The organism is Paenibacillus sp. FSL H8-0104, from assembly GCF_038050215.1.
Classification (GTDB): domain Bacteria; phylum Bacillota; class Bacilli; order Paenibacillales; family Paenibacillaceae; genus Paenibacillus; species Paenibacillus amylolyticus.
On the sequence record NZ_JBBOTC010000001.1, the window covers coordinates 4097316 to 4119238 of the forward strand.

Genomic DNA, 21923 nt, shown 5'->3' on the forward strand with positions numbered 1-21923 from the left:
AGGTTCGTTTAAGTTTGCCATTCACATCGAATCTACCTATTAATACGCGTCAGATTCGTTAGCGCTTTGAGTGAGGTGGAAACTCACTTTGGAGCGGCCCATTACTTGTGCATTAATAACTGTTCGACGTACTCAACGCAAGTTTGTTTATTTTAACTTCCGGGTTACTTACCACCTGTTGAATCATGGAAATAAAGTGTTTTTGAATCTGTTCAACGGTAGATGGGTCATACACATTGGCATTGTACATCAATATGATCTTCATATTTTCATGAGGCTTGATGATCAAAGTAAAATCAAAACTATTGTGTTCTGTACCCCCAACATTCATAATCTCAAGCGGTGTTTCACCTTTCTGACCCAGACTCTCCATTCGGTTCTCTACCGGGAAGTTCTGATACACAACAACATGGTTAATCAGAGATTGTTTTTGCTTGGTCAGATTTTGAATATCATATAACGAATACGTATCATATGCATGTGACTCCACAGCTTGTGCCTGATTCCTTTTCATTAGAGATATAAATGACTCATCTGCCTTAGCCTGGATACGAACAGGAATCGCATTAATAAATAATCCAATCATGCTTTCGATCCCAGGAATGACAGGTGGTCTGCCCGATACCACACTTCCGAATACAACATCGTTGCTTTCATTGTATTGCTGCAACAATACACCCCAGGCAGTCTGCACTAACGTATGGAGAGTTACATGCTGCTGTTCTGCAATCTGTTTCATTTGCTCGACCAGTACATCATTCAAATAACAGTTTAACGTTCTGGAATCCTGTCTTTCATGTTTCGGTTTGATTTTTTCTCCAGGCAGTTTCGTTTGCCCCTTATAACCATCCAAGTAATGACTCCAATAGGTTATTGCACCTTGATGATCTTGCTGTTCCAACCATTCAATGAATTGACTATAAGGTGTTAATAGAGTCACTTGAGGCTTTCTATTCTCCCGAATCGCAAAGTAATTCTCGAATATTTCCTTGCTTACCAGAGACATACACCAGCCATCCATCAAAATATGGTGAAAACTCCATATGACGCGGTATTCCTCAGGCTTTGTTAGTAAAACAGACATACGTATTAGCGAATCTCGTTGTAAGTCAAATCCTCTTGCCTTGTCTTGCTCGATATACTCGTCAACATACGTTTTACGTTGTAGCTCACTTGTGCCAGCTACAACTTCATAGTTAAATTCAAATTTCTTCTCTTGATACACGATTTGAAGAGGGATATCCACGAAATCACTGTAAAAATTAGTTCTTAATATCGCATGCCTTTGCATTAATTGATCCAAACTTTGCGCAAAAGAGGTAACATCCAAATCTCCACGCATATCAAACATGATTTGTACAAAGTAAGCGCCCGAAATTGGATTCCGTTCACTTTCGTACAACATTTCCTTCTGTAATGGTGTAAGTGGATACACATTTTCGATTCGACCGATGTGCCCAGTTTGTTCCACGATTTGATCCAATTGATCAATGGTTAATGACTTGCATGAAATATCACTTGGGGTAAGCTCGGTTTGTCCCTTCGTTACACAATGTTCAACGACTCTATTAAGACCTTCCTTATAGAGACAAGCCAATTGCTCCATCGTTTCCCGGCGATATTGTTTTGAACTATAGTTAATGGACAGCGACAACCGGCCCTCTCTAACAATGCCATTGATATTAAGAACAAAAGGTCTCTTGTTGTTTTCACTTACGGAGGGCCCGCTGGAATAAGGCGAAAATTTAATGCCATCTTGGCCCGAATCCTGATTCACCTGTCCCATATAGTTGAAACTAATTTCGGGATTTTTCTCTAACTTGAATGCTTCATATCCATGTGACAAATACCTCGAAATCCCGTAACCAATGCCCTTGGTTGGGATCTTGCGCAGTCCTTCCTTGACGGTCTTAATCTTCCTTGATAAGTCAGCCCCGGACTCCATCGTAATCATAACGGGGTACATACTCGTAAACCATCCCACTGTACGCGTAATGTCCAGCTCCGGCAGGATGTCTTCTCTACCATGGCCTTCCAGATTTACGAGGATTTCTCCCATGCCTGTCCACTCATGAACAGCCATTCCTAATGCCGTTAGCAATATATCATTAATTTCCGTATGGTACGCATGATGTGTTTGCTTTAATAATTGCTCGGTTTCCGTTGCTGTCCAATGAATGGTAATCGTTTCACTATCTTTGCCAATCGTCTCATCACAATCCATATCTTTAGGCAGCGGGCTTAGCTGGGCCTGCTCCACACGACTCCAGTATGAATTCTCTTGCTTCATCGAAGGGCTGTCTGCAAACGTAGACAATTGTTCTGCCCATTGTTTAAACGAGGTCGTTTTTTGAGGAAGCCGGATTTCTTCACCTCTTAAGAACTGGTCTTGCCCTGTCTGGATATCTTCATATAAAATACGCCATGAAACCCCGTCTACCAACAAATGATGAATGGCAATAAGCAGGTGATCCCCTTCAGCACATTGGAACAACCCAAGTTTGATCAAAGGTCCGTGAGACAGATCCATACCACTCTGAATTTCTTTTGCTTTATTTTCAATGAACGATGCAGGATCTGCTTCTGTTTTGAGGTCAACGATTTCAAGGCTGTATAATCCTTCTTCGTCTGCCCCTCGGTTCCACGCTTCATATCCGCCTTCAGGAGCTTGTCGATAAAGGATGCGGAGAGCATCATGCTGTTTCACGATCTTATCCATGATGCTGTGAATAAAGCGAACATCAAACCCTTTTTCACGAAAAAACATCATTTCCTGATTGTAATGATGTGCGTCCACCATATTTTGATCAAAGAACCAGCGCTGAACAGGTGTCAGCATCACTTGCCCCGTAACTTCCCCTTGGTCAGAAATAGTGCTCACAGATGTCACGTGTTCACTCAACTCCGCTACTGTCGGATAGGTGAAGAAATGCTTCATTTCCACTTTATACCCTGCTTGAAGCAGTCGTGAGGAAACTTGAATACATTTAATCGAATCGCCCCCGAGTTCAAAGAAATGATCTGATGTGCTAACCTTTTGAACACCAAGCACAGCTTCCCAGGCAGCGACGATTGCTTGTTCTACAGCGTTCTGCGGCGCCATATACTCGGTCCCTTTTTGCATATGTTCTTGTGGAGATGGCAATGCCTTACGGTCAACCTTCCCATTGGAAGTTAACGGTATATACTCTAATTGAACAAAATAAGACGGGATCATATAATCCGGAATTTCATGAGATAATGCCATTCTGATTTTCTTCGCTGTCAGTGAGCTGTCGCCTTTCCAATACGCACACAACTGCTTCGAACCATCCTCATGCTCACGGGCAATAACGACTGCTTCCTGAATGGAGTCTATTTGCAAAAGCGCAGTTTCCACTTCGCCAAGCTCAATTCGGTAACCTCGAATTTTCACTTGATGATCGATTCGTCCCAGATATTCAATATTTCCATCCGGCAGCCATCTTGCGGCATCTCCTGTGCGATACATCTTCCCTTTTGTAATCCAGGGATGATCAACAAATTTCTCTGCGGTTAAATCAGGCCGGTTCAGATAACCTCTGGCAAGGCCCTCACCTGCTACAACTAATTCTCCCTGAACACCGATCGGTTGAATGCGTTGATGTTTATCCAAAATATAGGTCTGCAACGTCGGGATTGGTTTGCCAATATTGCTCTTTCCAGCATGTATTTCAATGTCGGTTATTTCCTTATACGTTACATGAACCGTTGTTTCGGTTATCCCATACATATTAATTAACTGGATAAATGGATATTTCAGCTTCCATTCCTTCAATAACACGGGATTGAGGGCTTCTCCTCCAAAAATCACTTTTCTTAATTTCAGATCTGTTGCATGACCTGCCAGTTCTTCCTGAAGTAGATGATAGAAATACGTTGGCGTTTGATTCAATATCGTCACTTGCTCGTTTTTTAACAATTGTAGAAATTGTTCCGGACTTTTTGCCGTCATTTGAGGTACGATAACCAATTTTCCGCCATAGAGCAATGCCCCGTACATTTCCCATACCGAAAAATCAAAACAAAAGGAATGGAATAATGTCCATGTATCTGATGCATTAAAATCAAACAAATTTTTACTATTGAACAACAATCGCACCACATTTTTATGTTCAATACATGTCCCTTTTGGTTTACCTGTCGTTCCTGAGGTATAAATTACATATGCCAGGCCTGTCGGTGTAGCAGTAATTCCTAAATTGGAATAATCTTCATGATAGGACTCAGGTAGATCCAGGCAAACGACCTCTCCTGCAAAAGAGATGCGTTCTTGCAAATGACTTTGCATTAATAATACATGTACACCCGAATCCTCAAGCATGTAGTTTATACGATCCTCCGGATATTCAGGATCAATCGGCACGTATGCGCCACCCGCTTTCAAAATCGCAAGGATTCCTACAACCATGTCTAGCGAACGATCAGCGATGATCCCGATTAACTGATCATTTTGAATGCCTTTAGCCTTCAACGTTCTTGCCAATTGGTTGGCTTTCTCGTTCAGCGTTTGATAGGTTAAATGTCGATCATCATATACAACCGCAACGTTTTCGGGAGTTCTTACTGCTTGTTCCTCAAACAGTCCATGAATTGTCTTGTCCATTGGATATTCAGCCATAGAATCATTAAACTGTTCCAAAATTTGTGTTTTCTCCTGTGTTGTGGTCAAGTCAATGTCATGGATCGGAATATTCTGATTGTTGACCACTTGCTCCAACATCTGAATCAAGTGACCTTGAATGCGTTCTACGCTTGCCCGGTCATAGACATTAGCATTGTAATAGAACATACATTTCATGGATTGGCCTGGTTTGATAATCAGGTTAAAGTCATAATTTGTTTGTTCATCTGCTTCTACATTCGTAATCCGAAGAGCTGTCTCTTCCTGATCCCCAAACTGTTCCATAATGCCCTGTACAGGATAATTTTCGAATATCAGGATATGATCAATCAAATTTTGCTTTTGCGATGTTTCCGCTTGAATCTCGTATAACGGATACGTGTCATGTGGATGCGAAGCGACAGCTTGTTCCTGATTCCGCTTCATAACCGCTGCAAATGTCTCGTTACCTTGAGTCTGAACGCGTACAGGAATGGTATTGATGAATAAACCAATGATTCGCTCAACTCCAACAATCGCCGCAGGTCTGCCCGACACCACGCTTCCGAATACAACATCCTCACTGCCGTTATATATCTGTAGCAACATTCCCCAGGCTGTTTGCATAAACGTATTCAGCGTCACCTGATTCTGACTGGCCACTTGTGCGATTTGTCCGGTTAATTCCTGACTTAATGTACAAATCATATGCTCTGAATGATATTCATCACTCTTCGTAATCGAATGTTCTTTTGGCAAAGTGGTCTGCTCATCATAACCTTGCAGATAGTCACGCCAGTATTTCAGGGATTCTTCATGATCTTGGTTGTCCAGCCATTCAATATAGTGTTTGTATGGAATCGTACTCTTTGCCTCCAGTTTTCGTTGTTCCTGAATAGCAAAGTATCCATCAAACAACTCCTGGATTACAAGAGACAGGCACCAGCCATCCATCAAAATATGATGATAATTCCAAATGAAACGATAGGTTTGGTCATGCGTTTGCAAGATCGAAATACGCATTAACACATCCTGAGACAGGTCGAAACCTTTTATTTTATCTGCTCTTGTATATTCTGCCACGTATGCTTCACGATCTTTTTCATTCATCTCACGCAAATCTTCGTATGTTAGCCCATTCCGTTTATGACGGTATACCACTTGCAGAGGTCCATTATTCCATTTGCTATGAAAATTTGTTCTGAGAATCGAATTACGCTGCATCAACTGATCCAGACTCTTCGTAAATGCTTCCACGTCTAACGGACCATGAAGATCCAGCGTAGTTTGAAGGAAATACGCTTCAGACTTTGAATGAAGCAAATGATGAAAGAACATCCCATTTTGCATCGGTGACAAAGCATATATATCTTCGATTTCACCAATGTGTTCCGATTCTTGAACAAATCCTTCTAATTCTTCAATGGTAATTCCTTTTAACGTTAGATCACTTGGTGTACATTCCCGCTTCTCTTTTGTCACACAATGCATCACGATTTCTTGCAGATGATCTCTAAAATATGTTACCACTCGCTCCATCGTTTCTTTTTGATATTGGGTGCGACTATACCGAAGTGACAACGTCAATTTGCCTTCCACAATTAAGGCATTCATATCGATAAGAACATTTCTTCTGTGATTGTCGCTTGCTGTTGCTCCGCCTAGATAGGGAGAGATCTGCATCCCGCTATTCTGAAGATCCTGATCAAATTGACCCAAATAGTTAAAACTAATTTCAGGATTCAAGGTAAAGGGCGTTTCTTGCTGATGTGCACTTAAATATCGTAAAATACCATAACCAATCCCTTTTTTAGGGATTTGACGAATCATTTCTTTGTTTGTTTTGATGAAAAGAGACATATTTGAACTTGCTTCCATATCAAGTACAACCGGATACTGGCTCGTAAACCATCCGATCGTTCGTGTAATATCGAGATCCGGTAAAATTTGTTCTCTTCCATGTCCCTCCAGATTGACCAGTACTTTATCCATGCCCGTCCATTGGTGAATAGACATGCCTAATGCATGGAGCAGCAAATCGCTAATCTCCGTTTTATACGCGCGATTCGCTTGTTTTAATAATTGTTCCGTTTCTGCCGCTGACCATTCCATCGTGATTACTTCGCTGTCTTTTTCCAGTGCATGATCCGCTTTAAAATCTGTAGGTAACGGCTTATAGGTTGCTTGTTCAACTTCATTCCAATATGCAATCTCTTGCGTTATCGCATCACTGTTCGCATACAACTGAAGCTGTTCTGCCCATAATTGGAATGAAGCCGTTTTTTGCGGTAGTTGAATCGATTCTCCATCACTTAATTGTTCATATCCTCTGGATAGGTCTTCAATCAAAATTCGCCATGAAACCCCGTCGATGACGAGGTGATGAATAACGATGAGTAAATGATCTCCGTCTGCACATTGAAATACACCCAGCTTCATCAAGGGTCCACGTTCCAACGTAAACGCACTTTGCATTTCATTTGCCTTCTTCTCGATTTCTTGAGACGGATCTGCTAATGACTTGAAGTCCATCACTTCAATTGTATATAAGGATTCCCTTGCCAACCCTTCATTCCACGCTTCATAACCCTGTTCTGTAAGACGATATACTGTACGAAGTGCATCATGATGCTCACTCAATTTATCGAATACACGGCGAAGTGTGACTTCATGAAAACCTTCTTTCCGATACAACATCACGGACTGATTATAATGATGGGCGTCTACCTTGTATTGCTCAAAAAACCAATGCTGGATTGGAGTCAGCATCACTTTTCCAGTGATGCTTCCCTGTTCTGACATGGTACTTATGGGTTGAACATAGGGAATCAAGCTTGCTATGGTTGGATTTTTAAACAGATGCTCCATCTGCACCTGGTAACCTGCTTGATATAACCTCGAAGAAACTTGAATGGATTTAATCGAATCTCCTCCAAGCTCGAAGAAATTATCCAAAATCCCAATGTTCTCTACCCCAAGTACCTCTTCCCAGATCGATACAAGTTGTTGTTCCACCATCGTTCGGGGTGCTTCGTACTCCATGCCCTTCAACATATGTTCTTGGGGAGCAGGCAAAGCTTTGCGATCGATTTTCCCGTTAGACGTGAGCGGCATCTGATCCAGCTGTACAAAATAGGACGGAATCATGTAGTTTGGCAGTTGCTGGGACAGCGCCTCCCGCAGTTCCCCGATCGTGATTGCATCCTCTCCTACCAGGTACGCACATAATTGTTTGGTTCCCGTTTCATCTTCTCTGGCTATGACGATGGCCTCTTTTATCTGGGTACTATTTAGAAGAGCCGTCTCCACTTCACCAAGTTCAATCCGGTGTCCACGAATTTTCTCTTGATGATCCACCCTTCCTATATACTCTATGTTCCCATCGGGCAGCCATCTTGCGAAGTCACCTGTCTTGTACATTTTTGCTTCCGAAACAAATGGATCATCCACGAATTTCTCCGCAGTCAGATCTGGACGGTTCAAGTAACCTCTGGATAGCCCTGCTCCGGCTACACATAACTCTCCCTGAACTCCAATAGGCTGCAATTCATTCCGTTCTCCTAAAATGTAGACTCTATTGTTCGCAATAGGCTTCCCAATTGAGATATTTTGATCTGCCGACTTGATCGACAGAACTGTGGATACAACACTATTTTCGGTTGGACCGTATTCATTACACACTTCGATGCGTGGATTGATGCGCTGCAATTTGTGTATTAAGGCAGGAACAATCTTCTCTCCCGCAGCCACCACATTTTTCATGGATGCCCAATCTTCCGCGTTGACTTGTTCCAATAGAGTCATCAAGAAACTGGGTGGACTTTGGATGTGCGTGATTTGCTGTTTTTTGACCATCGTATTGATGGCTATAGCATCTTTACACTGTTGCTGGTTTAACAAGTACACTGTCGAGCCAGATATCATCGGACCAAAGAAATGAGTAATAAATGAATCAAAAACGAAAGGATTCAGCATTAATACCCGATCATTTCCGGTAAAATGATAAAAATCCGATTTCCATTGCAGGGAATTCACAATGCTGGCATGTTCAATCATTACGCCTTTGGGATGACCTGTTGTTCCAGACGTGTAGATCATATATGCCAAATCACTGGAGATCGCTCCATCGTCCAAATTTAAATGATGGTCATGGTGATTTATTTCAGAATCCAGAATGACACATGTCCCCGCATAATGTTCCGGCTTTTGTATATGACTTTGATGCAGCAACCAAGCCACTTTTGAATCCTCAAGGATATAGTGAATACGATCTGCCGGATATTCCGGATCGATTGGGACATATGCCCCGCCAGCTTTTAGAATACCGAATAAACCTATGATCATCTCAAGTGAGCGCTCTGCCATAATGCCAACGAACTGACCCGCCTGCACCCCCTTAGCTTGAAGCGATCGGGCCAATTGGTTGGATTTTTGATTTAACTCTCTGTACGTTAACTGTCTATTCTCAAATACGACTGCCGGATGGTCCGGTGTTCGTTCCACCTGTTCTTCAAATAATTGATGCATTGTTTTGTTCTGTGGATACTCAACCCTTGTATCGTTAAAGTCATATAACAGCTTGTTTCGATGAAACTCTGATAACATATCAACTTGACTTAACTCCAGATCAGGTTGGTTTAGAACTACGGAAAACAATTGGTCAAGATGCTCTACAATTTGTACCATATAATCGCGATCATAACGATCATCATCATAAACTAATCTTAACTGAATGGAGTCGTTCTCTAGATCAAAGTGGAACATTGTCGCCGCTTTTACGTGATTTTCATCAAGTGCAGGATGAATTTCATTCAACGAAACCAAGGTATGAATTAGAGGTACATGGTTCGAATCATACTGAACATTTAAACGTTCAACCATTTTTCTGAAAGGGATTCGTTGATGCTGAATGGCTTCGGTTAAACTGATCTTCACTTGATTAAATAAGGATTTGAATGACATCGCTTGATTGATATTATTTTTTAAGACAAGAACCTTATTCGAGAGCGATAGATCAGTGTTCTTTTCTTCCATCGTTGGTATACCAATAATCATCTTGGTTTCATTCGTGTATTTATATAACAGACACTGAACTCCCGTTAATAAGATCGTATATATCGCCATAGGAGCATTTCGCGACATGGACTTGATTTTATATGAAACATCGGCTGACAAAGACTTATATATATCATTCTGGTGCTGCGTATCGTCTGGGTGTTTGGAGGTTGTCTTGCAATAAGGCAAATGAACAAGATGATCATCATCTTCAAATCGGCTTGCCCAATACGATTCCTGTTTCTTAAAAATAGACATACGGCACCCCGATCACTTTATATTTTTAGGTTAGCTTAGAAGAAATCTACTTCAATTAGATCAGCCAGCGTATCCCCATCTATTAATTCTTCAACCAATTTAATCTTCTTGATTTCAATATAAGGGTCGTTGGCAATGGTTGTTAATATGACCAATAGATTTTGTGACATCGCTTCAATCGTTGTTTTCTCAAATAAAATCGTACTGTATTCAAAGGCCACTTCTAACTTGTGTTGCAATTCGGTAACATACAACGTTAAATCGAATTTGGATACTCTCGTATTTGGAGCATAAGGCTTACAGGTTACTCCATCCATCTGAATCTCTGAAGCATCTGTATTCTGCAATACAAACATGGTGTCAAACAACGGATTCCGCCGAGCATCTTTGGTTACATTTACTTTCTCAATCAATTCTTCAAACGGATAATCCTGATTCTCATAAGCGTTCAACATATTTTCTTTCACTTCCAGCAGATACTCCGTGAATGTTTTATCCGCAGCAGGATTATTTCGAATAGCCAGTGTATTCACAAACATCCCCATGACCGGCTCCAGCTCAGCATGTGTCCTGCCTGCAATCGGTGCGCCTACAATGATATCTTCTTGTCCGCTGTATTTGGACAACAGAATGGTATAGGCGGCTAATAGAATCATATATAACGTTGTTCCTGTCCGTACTTCCATGTTCCTTAAGCCTGGAAGGATGTCTTCCTCCATAACAATGTCCAATACCTCTCCAGCATAGCTTAGCGTTTCAGGTCTCTCATAGTCTGTTGGCAGATCCAATAGCGGGATACTCTCACCAAACACAGTAAGCCAATACTTCTCCTGCTTTTTCATCCGCTCACTATGAAGCTGTATTTGCTGCCATTCAGCATAGTCCTTATATTGAATTCGAAGAGGAGATAGCTCCCCTCCCTTATAGAACTGGCTAAGTTCAGTCATGAGAAGATGTACAGATAGTCCGTCTGCAATGATATGGTGGAGATCTACCAGCAATACATGACGCTCCTGCTGAAGTTCAATAAGTCCCACCCTCATAAGAGGTGCTTGCCCGAGATCAAATGTGCGAACAAACTGTTCAATTCGATCTTCTATCTCTTCTTCCGTTGACTCGATCAATTCAATTCCAAAGTTAACTTTAGGGTATACGATCTGTTTCGGTTCCCCGTGTATGACTTTGAATCCAGTCCGAAGCGATTCATGACGATGAATCAATTGTTGGAATGCTTCTTCCAATCTGATCCGATCAAGCGATCCTTCCAACATAAACATACCTGACATGTTGTACATGAGTTCCTTGCCGGCTTTGATGCTCATAATGTACATTCTCATTTGCGCTGAAGAAATAGGATAATATTCTTTTTCCTCCACTTGAGGAATGGACACTGATACTTCCTGTTCCATTTGTTCAATAGATTGAGCCATCTGTTCAATGGTCTGCCATTCAAAGACGTTTCTTACCGATATGTGGATATTCAGCTTTTGATTGATTTTGGCGGCCAGCTTGGTCGCACGTAAAGAGTTGCCTCCTACATCAAAAAAACTGTCTTTTACACTGATTTTTTTCACGGCAAGCACATCCTGCCAAATAGGCAGCAACTGTTTTTCCACCCCAGTTTGGGGTTCTATATATTCACTTCCCGTTTGTATGTTTTCTTCTGGACTCGGAAGCGATTTGCGATCGATTTTCCCGTTCGCTGTCAGAGGCATGTGATCCAATTGTATAAAGTAGGCTGGTACCATGTAATTCGGCAACACCTTAGAGAGGCTTTGTTTTAACTCTCCCACCGTCAGCGTGGAATCCGCTGTAAAGTATGCACATAATGATTTGTCCCCGTGATCATCCTCATGTGCAACGACGATAACTTCTTTCACACACTCTAGATCTAACAGCGCTGCTTCGACTTCTCCTACTTCGATCCGGTATCCGCGAATCTTAATTTGGTGATCCATTCTTCCCAAATACTCGATATGGCCATCGGGAAGCCATCTCACCAAATCTCCCGTTTTGTACATTGTCGCTCCCTGGACAAACGGATCACGTACAAATTTTTCTGCTGTCAGCTCAGGTAAATTCAAGTATCCTCTACCAACCCCATCACCAGAGATACATAATTCTCCTACGACGCCTACAGGCTGAACTTTGCCATGTTTGTTCAATACATACAGGCGATTATTTCCTAGTGTTCGACCAATCGGTAGGTGAGCTCGTTGATTCGCTGTATCCAGGTGTTCTGGAAGTACACGGTATGTCGCAACATCCACACAACATTCTGTTGGACCGTACACATTAATTATGGTTGGAGGCGTTATATGATTGAGAGCAAATAATGATGTGATTTCATTTACACTTTGCTGAGAAAGAGCTTCACCGCCAATGAGCATATATTTTAGCGATATGCCTTGAACGTTTTTTGCCTTCGAAAGCAATTTCAGGTGCGCAGGTGTTCCGTCTGTCAAATCAATTTGGTGGTGCTGGTAATAATTCATTAAATCTTGTCCATCCAGTACCGTGTCCTTGTCTACAATAAACAAAGCATGTCCTGACAGCAGTGCGCCAAAAATCTGCTTCACAGATGCGTCGAAATAGTAAGGCGCAAGTAAAGCGACATGCAAACCGCTAAGCTGATCATCTATAACTTGACTGTACAACGCTTGAACCAAGTGATGAACCTGACGATGTTCGATCATTACACCTTTTGGCATGCCTGTTGTGCCTGAAGTATAGATCATATAAGCCAACTGCTCGGAATTCCCTTCCGTTTCCAGATTCGACAGATTAGCTGCATAGGTTTCTTCATCGTCCAAATCAATCATTTTTCCATTAAACGATACCAACTGCTTCAAATGCTTTTGCGTGACTAACAACGTTGCCCCCGAATCATGTAGGATGTACCGGATACGCTCTTCAGGAGAATCCGGATCAATCGGTACATACGCCCCGCCTGCTTTTAGAATGCCAAAGATGCCAACGATCATCTCAATCGAACGATCTGTCAGAATACCTACAAATTGATCCTGCTGCACTCCCTCAGCTCTAAGCGTATATGCCAACTGATTCGCCCGTTCATTCAATTGACGATACGTCCATTGCTCATTTGCAAAACTAACAGCCAATTGATCAGGTGTCCGTTCCACCTGTGCTTCGAATAACTCCTGAATGGTCTGATCCCGGGAATATTCTAAGTTGGTATCATTAAAGTCATATAAAAGAACGTTCTGCTCATGTTCAGACAGCATTTGAATATCGGACAAGGCAATATCAGGTTCGATCACAATGTCTCTGAGGATGTTGAACAGATGTGTTTTCATTCTGTCGATGGTATCCCGTTCAAACAGCTCCGTCTTGTAATTAAAGTGCATTTCCAGACACTCATTATCATCCTCAACGATGAACATCAGATCATATAACGATACACCGACATTTAATTCTCTAACTTTAAAGCTGCAATCCTGTTCTTGCCGTTGATTCAACGCGGTATTTAAGAAGATATACATCGTATTAAAAAGTGCTGTCCCAGTGGTATCCCGATGTGTGTTTAATTTCTCTACAAGATTGTCAAAAAGATAGTCCTGGTTATCCAATGCATCCAGGGATTGTTTTTTAATTTCTTCGAGATAGGATCGAAACGACTTATTCCCCACCGGCTGTGAGCGAATCGCTACCGTCTGGATAAAGACACCTATCATATTCTCGACATCCGGATGGTTTCTTCCTGATGTTGGCGTGCCTACAATCATATCTTCTTGTGCTGTGTATTGATGAAGCAGCACATTATACGCTGCCAATAACACCATAAACATCGTAGTTCCCGTTTGTTTCGCAAGCTTTTCCAGCGACTGCTTCAAATGCTGATCCAACACAAATGACAATCTTGAACCTGCCGAAGTCAAATGAGGTGTCCGAACAAAATCAGTAGGCAGATTAAGGTTCGGGAGTTCTCCTTTGAATTGATCCAGCCAATATTTTTCTTGCTGCTTATAAGACTCCCCCGCCAGAAATTCTTTCTGCCAAGCTGTAAAGTCTTTGTATTCAACCTCAATGTCCGACATGCTTCTTCCGTCATACACATCGATCAGTTCATTCGCAAGAATGCCAACGGAATATCCGTCCGATATAATATGATGCATCTCGATGAGAATCTCTGCATGATCATCGTTTACACGAATGAATTCGGCACGTATTAATGGCGCTTTGGAGCAATCAAATGGTTTGGCAAACGCCTTAACATGTTGTTCGAATGAAGCAGAACTTTCCTGAGATCGTTTCACTTCAAAATCAATCGTTGGAGCAATACGCTGGTAAAGCTCTCCATCCATCAGATGGAAACTGGTGCGAAAAGCTTCGTGACGGTGCACGATTTGTTCCAATGACGAAATCAATTTAGCTTCATCGATATTTCCTGTGACCGTAATATGGCCGCACATGTTCTGAAACACACTATTCGGCTCAAATTGATCCAAAAAGTAGATCCGCTGTTGTGCAGATGATGTCTCATAGAATTCCTTGACGTCCAATGCCTTAATCGGAATGAATGTTTCCTCGTTCTCGCCTGTAATCAGACTGGCCAGCTGCTTCAGACGTTGATTTTGGAAGAATTGAACGATTGAAATTTTGTGTTGAAACTGTTCATGTACCTTGGATAGCATTACTGTCGCCTTGAGCGAGTTACCTCCGAGATCAAAAAAGTGATCATGTCTCCCCACTTGATCGAGGGATAATACGTCCTCCCAGATCAAAGCCAGCTTTTTCTCCACGTCATTGACTGGAGACTCGAATATGGCTGCATGATTAACGTGAGGAAGACGCTCCGTAACAAACCGATTATATATTTCCTGTAATTGGTCCTGTTGCTCGGATGAGAACAACGTCAAAGACGAAATTTCAGCCTCTGGATGACTCACCATTTTTTGCAGCAAACCCTTAAATCCTTCAGACCACAATTTCATCATCTCAGGTCCAATAAGCTCGGTATTGTAATCAAAATCCAGGTACAATTCATGGCTAACATCCGTAATATTAAGAAATAAATCGTAAGAAATATGTTTGATCGGATACGACATGAATCCAGTCTTGATATTTTCAAATTGGAGATGATGAATCGTTCTGTCCATATTAAATAAAATCCGGGTATCCGGTGCAGGCATATGAGCAAGCTGTTCGGATACGATGGTCAATGGAACATGCTGATGCTTCATGACTAGAGCCAGCGTTTCCTTGAGCTCAAGGACATGGTCTACAACGGATTGCTTCGTTAACAAGGCATGGTGAACAGGTACAATGTTGACACAGTTGCCAATCAGCGCATTTTTTCGCATATGAGACTGACCCGCTGTAGGCACGCCGATGACAAGGTGAGACTGCCCTGTTAGTTGATGCAAATATAAATGAAACGCTGCAAACATCGTTACAAACAAACTGCTCTTATTATTTATACTTAACGTTCGCAAAGACTCTGTTAATTGATGATCTAGCTTGATGGAATATCTTTCACCGTCATATCCCTTGGGCACATCATCGGACGGTGCCGTTGGAAGTGTAATGTTGGGATAGGATAAGGAAAATTGTTCTTTCCAGAACTGGACTCCTTCGGTAAATGACCCTTTTTCATGTTCAAGTCGTTGCCATCTTAAATACGCTCGGAATGGAGTGGCTTCAGGTAATTGAACCGGAACTCCTCGGACCAGAGCAGAATAGGTATGTTCCAACTCTTGAATGAATACAGCAATAGACCAGCCATCTACAACAATATGATGAAATGTCAGCACCATAAGGTATTGATCAGTTGCCTTTTTAAGCAAGGTGATTCTAAATAGAGGTTCCCCAGACTGTAAATTGAAGGCTTCATTTGCATCGGCAGATAACCAATTGGAAATTTCCCGTTCTTGATCCTCACCCGCATATGCCGAGAAATCCAACCATGTACATTGAAATTCCATTACGGATCTGATTTGTTGTGTTTCACGATCGGCATGAATGACTGTTCTCAGGGCTTCATGACGCTGTGCGATCTGATTCACGGCCTGATCCAGTGTGGAAGGCTTGATTCCACCTGTCATTTTTAAAATAACACTCTGATTTAATGCAGCATTTGCATCTTCCCCATGTAATGAAGTTAACAATAATTGTTTTTGCTCTAAAGAGAGCGGATATTCCGAAACAGGCGATTCACCAGGGATAAACCCCCACTCGCGTAGTTCATGGATCGTCTCTTTTACGATTCTGATTATCGTATCCATGTCACCTATGGAATGCACAGTTGATATAAAACAGTTACGGCCTTCCCAAATATATAAACCTTTATAAATTAAATGGTAGAAGAATAATTCCATATCTCCAAATGATATAAATCGAAATAAAGATCCATAGTTCACCATTTGCATCGGTACATTCGCTGTTTTGAAAAACGCATTTAATTCTTTTACAAGATAATCTGTTTTTTCATTTAATTCCTTATATAAGGTTTCTGCTTCAGATTGAAGATACTGTAATACCGTTAACATCACTCTCATCGTAAGAGGGTGTGTACAGAAGGTTCCACCGACAAACGTTTTTTTATCTGCATCGGAAGGGTAAGAATCATCACCAAAGTTCCAGGTTCCACCATCTACCGGATTCATAAATTCAGCTTTACCCGCGACTATACCAATAGGCAGCCCACCACCGACCACTTTTCCATACGTAACCAGATCTGCTTGAACCCCAAACCAATCCTGTGCTCCACCCAGACCAATTCTGAATCCAGTGATGACTTCATCGAAAATAAGTGCAGTCCCAGTTTGATTTGTTATTTCTCTAAGTTCCCGTAAGAATTGTGTTGGCTGCATATCAGGTCTTCGACTTTGCACCGGCTCTACAAGCACAGCAGCCAATTCATCACCCAGGTTCTGAATCATATCCAGTGATTGCGGATGGTTATAATTAAGAATAATCAAATCATCTATAGCGCTATTTACAATACCAGGAGCCATAGGCAGCGCAGACGATAAAGCATCCCCAGGATTCGCTACACCCAACACGCCGTCATGTGTACCGTGGTAAGATCCTGAAAATAATACAACTTTGGAACGCCCCGTTGCTGCCCTCGCTAAACGAAGTGCAACCATGACAGCTTCTGTTCCTGAATTATAAAATGCGACACGCTCTACACCCGTTAGCTCGCAAATTTTAGCTGCGACATCTCCTGCCAAGTCTGACATAGGGCCCAATGGAGGCAATTGTTCCTGGAGGCTGTCTGCTATTACATTTTGAATAAATGCTGGATTATGACCAAATAGATTTACTCCAAATCCCATCGTCAGATCCAAATACTCATTCCCATCCATATCCCATAACTTAGATCCCTCTGCACGCGTTGAAATGATGGGATACACCATTTCCTTCCAATACGAACGAAATCCAGATACATTGCGATTATTCGCATGAACCAAACGTGTTTGGCCTGTTTTTAATTTGGAGCCTTTGGTTCTTGCGGTATACTTTGTTACAAATTGTTCAACATACTGGTTCTGAAGCGGTGATAATCCACTCTCTTCATGAATCTTCAACGATTGATACGGTATAAAAGGTTTTTTTTCTTCCTTCGATTCCGAATCCGGTTGGATCTTTTTGGGTTCATTGGTTTTATTGATTTCATTCATTACCGGTGAAGCTTGAACTTTTGGGGTTTCATGATGTTTCATCTCCAAAAGAGGCGATTGAACAGCATTCATTTGCTCGCCTAACAGCACATTCAAACTTTTTAATTGGGACTCCATAAGCTGAATGGCAGACATCACAATTTGTTCCGACACATTCCCTGAGGATTTTGCCGTGTTTATATTGTTCACAGATGCCAGATTTCGTTGTTCAGTATGCTCCTGAACTGTTTGATTGTTTATATTTTCAGATACATCATGATGCTTTATATTCTCTGACACATATTTAACTAAGGAATTGATATTTGTAAGGGTTTCAAAAAACATTTCCATCGGGATATTCAAACGGAACAGCTCTGAGATTTCCTTCTGAATTTGCACAAGAATAATGGAATCCAATCCCATTTGGAGAAAATGAGCTTGATGATCCAGCTCTTCCAACTTCAAACCAGATGCACGACTGATGCTTGTTTTAATCTTTAATTCAATATCGTTTGTATTCATCTCCATTTGAACCTCATTCCTCTCTGACCTATGGCCCGCTGGTATCGTATGTTTGACTTCAATCCAACAGCGCTTCTGCTCAAATGGATATAGAGGCAATGGAATTTTCCGAATGACTTCATGATTATAAAACCTTTCCCAATCAATCACTGCCCCCAGTGTAAATAACTGACCGAGTTCATTTAAAGATTCTGCCTTTCCCTGAACATAGAGATGATCGCTAACAAGCGTTTTGTCTTTTTTGGCATAACCAAAATAAACATTTGGCAGTTTACCCTCTCCGCTTGCAATTCGTTTCAATTTTTCATGTAATTCTTGTGTACTCGTGACTACGATGGCAAGCCGATAATCCAGATTAGCCCTTCCCGTACTGGCTGTATAACAGATTTGTTGAATGGAAACATCCGTGTGATCGGTTAGATATTCATGATACGTTCTAACCAATTCATCCAGCGCCCGTTCCGTGGCAGCAGACAGAACAAATAGATGAGGCTCTTGGGACATTCTTTTATCTACGGTTGGGGAAGGAACATATTCTTCGAGAACCACATGCGCATTGGTACCACTGAAACCAAAAGAACTAACCCCGCATCGTAATGGACCCTCTTTTTCACCAAAAGCCATTAATTCCTGATTCACATAAAAAGGTGAAGCTTCAAACTTAAGCATGGGATTAGGCTTGTCAAAGTGAACCAATGGTGGAATCTTTCTATGTTGAAACATAAGAATAGATTTAATTAATCCAGCGATCCCCGCCGCTTCAAAACCATGTCCAATGTTAGCTTTGGCAGATCCGATTGCACAAAATTGTTTCCGATCCGTATATTTCTCAAAAGCTTTACGCAAAGCATTGAACTCAACTGGATCACCTAATTTTGTCCCTGTTCCATGTGCTTCAATAAAGTTAAGCGTATCAGGAGAAATGCCGGCTTCTTTCCATGCCTGTTCGATCACATTGGTCTGTGACTCTGGGTTAGGTGCTGTGATTCCTACCGTCTTGCCATCCTGATTAATCGCACTTCCCTTAATCACACCATAGATATGATCCCCGTCCTTAATCGCTTGCTGCATTGGCTTCAACATGACCGACCCAACACCTTCGCCAAATCCCGTGCCGTTGGCATCTTCGCTAAACGTTCTCGTCAATGCATCTGGAGATTCCATATCCAGTCCGATACTTATCGGTAATAATGCCGTTCGAATGCCTCCTGCGATTGCCATTTCACAGTCTCCAGCGAGCAACCCTTTACATGCCATGTGAACAGCAACAAGTGAGGAGGAACAAGCGGTATCAATCGTTAAGGCCGGGCCTTTTAAATTCAAGAAATATGCAATTCTGCTCGCCAGTACAGATGGTAAATTTCCAATGATATAATTTTTGGGTTCTGCGGGGTAACTCGCCGTCACGAGCCGTTCGTAATCATACCCAACTTTGGAATACCCCACGTACACGCCCACATTTCTTCCATTGATTCCTTCCCCTGCATACCCAGCATCTTCAATCGTATGCCATGCCGTTTGCAAGAACATCCTTTGATTCGGGTCCATAAATTGTGCAGTTTTTGGAGTTATGCCAAAGAAAGAATAGTCGAATTGATCAATTTGATCCAAGTAACCACCCTTGATCCATTGAACTTCGCTCATTCCACTTCGCATGGATTGTATATAATCCGCTGCGTCTTTTATCCGACTTTCCGGGTAGTCCCGAATGTTATGCGTTCCATTTTCCAAAACACGCCAAAAATCGCTTGCATTTGATGCACCAGGGAGATTCAAAGACATACCGATAATAGCAATATCTTTGGATGGCGTATGATCCTCTTGAGTTTTGTTGACTTGCATGGTCTCGCTGTAACCTCTAGCCAGATATGCTGCCAATTCAGTTATCGAGGGATAGGTAAAGAGGTCCGTAACAGCAAGCTCTTCTCCGTATTTTTGTTCTATACGTTCAGCGATTTGGGCCAGCTGTAATGAAGTTGCACCCATATCAAAATAGCTATCCTCAAGTTCAACCTTTTTCCCAACCAGCACTTCAGAAAATAGTGAAGTTAATTCACGTTCTATGACTCGAACCGAAACAGCAGCCTTTCCCTTTGCCTTGTCATTGTCATTCTTGATCCAGTCATGGATGAATGCAGATTCTGTTGAGAATTTGCCTGCTTCATACTGCTTGGCTAACTGATACCGCTGGATTTTCCCACTTGTTGTTTTGGGTAATTTTTTGATGGGTAGTACCTCTTTGACACTCCATCCCCCAAGTTTATATAGATGTCTTTTGATTTCTTTAACAAGCGGCAAGAAGTGTTCGATCTTTTTTTTGTATACGACAAACACAATAATTTCTTCACTTTGACTATTCGAATCATACACACCACAAGCAGCAACTCTTCCGAGTTCAATATCATCTAATTGTATGGCGACACGTTCAATATCATGGGGATATACATTTTTACCATTGATAAAGATAATGTCTTTTTCCCGCCCTGTTACAACCAGTTTTCCGTTCATGATAAAACCCAGATCTCCTGTATTCACCCATCCGTCGTGCGTTAATAACTTCTCCGTTGCTAGTGAATTATTATAATAACCTTGGGTGACGTTATCCCCCTTGATTTGAATTTTTCCAATAACTAAATCGGGAACACTGTTCATTTCCTCATCGCAAATTCTAACATGGCAATAATCAATTGCTTCGCCAACGGCAACAAATGATGCCACATGTTCAGTATGTTTCTCGACTTCGATGACACGCTCCCCTAAGTTCAGATGATCCCGGTGAACGTACACCGCAGTAAACTCTTCTTCTACCTTGGGAAAGGAGACGGCAACAGAGGCCTCTGCTAATCCATATACGGTAAACATGGCTGTTTTCTTTAAGTGATATGCTGACAATACATTTAGGAATTCGTCACACACTTCGGGTAATATAGGTTCCGCCCCATTATAAATGACTCTGACAGATGACAGATCCCATCCCTCCGCTTTGTCTTCGCGAAAGAAATTCAGGAAGTATTTATAACCAAAGTTAGGGGAAGACAGTATGGTTGCTTTGTGTTCATTTACTTTTTTCATCCATAGAATCGGTTTGCGAATGAATAATTCCGTTGGGAGCAAGTACTGTTGAATTCCTGCCACGAGGGGTACGAGATGAAATCCAATCAAACCCATATCATGGGTAAGGGGCATCCAGGAGAGAAAACTATCGTTTGAACTAATTTGTGTGCCATTAATAGCAGCACAAGTATTATAAATCAGGTTTCGATGGGTGAGCATAACGCCTTTGGGATCACCGGTTGATCCAGAAGAGAATTGAATAAATGCCAAGTCATCAGACTGAGGTTCAACTATATTATTAATAGATTCATAATGATATATGGTATCTTGGATCAGATCCGTTCTGACTTCTAATTGATGATGGAAATCAAGCATGTCATGTTCCAAAACAAATCTCTTCATTTTATCCAGCACCTTCTCAGATGCAATCATGAAAGGGTTATTTAGCAAATTCCAAATACGGCATACTTTCAAGTTTTGTTCTTCATCTTCACCAATACTTACAGGGATAGGGATCATTCCACCGAGTATACAAGCCCAGAATGCGACTAAAAACCGTTTGTTTTCTTGAATCTGAAAAATAATCTCTTGTTTAGGTTTAATTCCGATGGCTTGTAGATAACCTAAATACCCTTGTGCCTCAGTAAATAATTGATGATAAGATATAAAAGTTTCACGTTTGTCCGCATCGATAAAACGAATACCGCGGTCGGTTATTTTACCTCTGTCGCGGATAATATCCACTAGTGTTTGAAACTGATTAGTATACATATCTCTCCTCCAAATGA

Annotated in this window: 2 protein-coding genes; both read right to left on the reverse strand. The window is 41.6% G+C overall.

Annotated features, from left to right (window positions below; genetic code table 11):
• Positions 1 to 112 precede the first annotated feature (112 nt).
• Positions 113 to 9934, reverse strand: coding sequence for a non-ribosomal peptide synthetase (locus NST38_RS18230; protein WP_101313666.1), 9822 nt, complete (start codon positions 9932 to 9934; stop codon positions 113 to 115).
• A 35-nt stretch (positions 9935 to 9969) separates the two neighbouring features.
• Positions 9970 to 21906 (reverse strand): non-ribosomal peptide synthetase, encoded by an 11937-nt coding sequence (locus NST38_RS18235; RefSeq protein WP_076250117.1) that lies wholly within the window; start codon positions 21904 to 21906, stop codon positions 9970 to 9972.
• Positions 21907 to 21923: the final 17 nt, after the last annotated feature.